Origin of the sequence: Streptomyces lacrimifluminis, assembly GCF_014646095.1 — a bacterium.
Lineage (GTDB): Bacteria > Actinomycetota > Actinomycetes > Streptomycetales > Streptomycetaceae > Streptomyces > Streptomyces lacrimifluminis.
The window spans coordinates 1-538 of record NZ_BMMU01000131.1 but is presented as its reverse complement, the minus strand read 5'-3'; the positions used below and the strand labels follow the sequence as shown (position 1 = coordinate 538).

At 65.1% G+C, this 538-nt stretch carries 1 protein-coding gene; it reads left to right on the top strand.

What is annotated here, in order from left to right; translation table 11 throughout:
• Nucleotides 1-538, top strand: a 538-nt coding sequence (locus tag IEY89_RS40255) for an acyltransferase domain-containing protein (RefSeq protein ID WP_189152465.1), incomplete at both ends; no start/stop codon positions are given.

Sequence of the window (538 nt, the reverse complement as noted above, 5' to 3'; positions counted from 1 at the left end):
GGGAGTTGTATGCGGCGTATCCGGTGTTTGCTGAGGCGTTTGATGCGGTGGTTGCGGAGTTGGACGCGTGGCTTGAGCGTCCGTTGCGTGAGGTGGTGTGGGGGGAGGACGTGGAGCTGTTGAATCAGACCGCGTACGCCCAGACTGCGTTGTTCGCCGTCGAGGTGGCGTTGTTCCGGCTGATGGAGTCGTGGGGGGTGCGGCCGGACTTCTTGGCGGGGCACTCGGTGGGTGAGTTGGCGGCGGCGCATGTGGCGGGTGTGTTGTCGCTTGCGGATGCGGCGCGGTTGGTGGCGGCGCGGGGCCGGTTGATGCAGGCGTTGCCGGCCGGTGGTGCGATGGTGGCGCTGCAGGCGAGTGAGGCTGAGGCCACCCCGTATCTGACGGATCTGGTCAGCATTGCTGCGATCAATGGTCCTTCGTCGGTGGTGGTCTCCGGTGATGAGGCGGCTGTGCTCGCTATCAAGGCGTCCTTTGATGCGGAGGGGCGCAAGACCAGTCGTCTGCGGGTGAGCCATGCCTTCCATTCACCGTTGAT